This window comes from Vibrio sp. 10N.222.47.A9, from assembly GCF_963872585.1.
Lineage (GTDB): Bacteria > Pseudomonadota > Gammaproteobacteria > Enterobacterales > Vibrionaceae > Vibrio > Vibrio splendidus.
In genome coordinates this window covers 1-771 of record NZ_CAWNBB010000076.1, presented here as the reverse complement: position 1 = coordinate 771, position 771 = coordinate 1, and the positions used below count along the sequence as shown (strand labels likewise).

Annotated in this window: 1 protein-coding gene; it reads left to right on the top strand. The window is 47.6% G+C overall.

The window, feature by feature from the left end; all coding sequences use genetic code 11:
* On the top strand, positions 1–771 hold a 771-nt coding region (locus AACT19_RS22540), incomplete at both ends, for an IS5 family transposase (RefSeq protein WP_076648881.1).

The window sequence follows — 771 nt, the reverse complement described above, 5'->3', positions numbered from 1 at the left end:
ATACAATCAATCACTCATTAACCGTGGCTCTCTGACCTTTTGGATTGATGAAGAGGCGATAAGCGGCTGGGCGCAAAGCAAACAGAATAAGCGCGGGAGGCCGCGTCGGTTCAGTGATTTAGCTATCACGACAGCACTCATGGTGAAACGAGTTTTTTCTATGCCATTGAGAGCGCTGCAAGGATTTATCGACTCGATATTTAGGTTAGCCCATGTACCGTTAAGTTGTCCGCATTACACCTGCATCAGTCGTAGAGCCAAGCAAGTTGAGGTTTCATTTAAGACTAAAACGAGAGGAGCGATACAGCACCTAGCTATTGATGCTACTGGCCTTAAGGTTTATGGCGAAGGTGAATGGAAAGTCAAAAAACATGGGACGGATGGCAAGCGTAGAGTCTGGCGAAAGCTTCATATTGCCGTCGATACCAACACTCATGAGATCATTGCCGCTGAGCTAAGTTTATCGACGGTTACAGATGGAGAAGTACTCCCGAACTTACTGAAACAAACACGCCGAAGTATCCTTGAGGTGTCTGGTGATGGCGCTTACGACACGAGAGCGTGTCACGCTGCTATTAAGATTAAGGGAGCTATTGCGCTTATTCCCCCAAGAGAAGGGGCAGCCTTCTGGGAGCGTGGTCACCCTCGAAATCTCGCCGTGGGTTGCCAGAAATTATACGGCTCAAATAAGTATTGGAAAGAGCGGTATGGATACCACAAACGTTCACTCTCAGAAACAGCGATGTATCGAGTTAAACAGTTGCTAGGAGG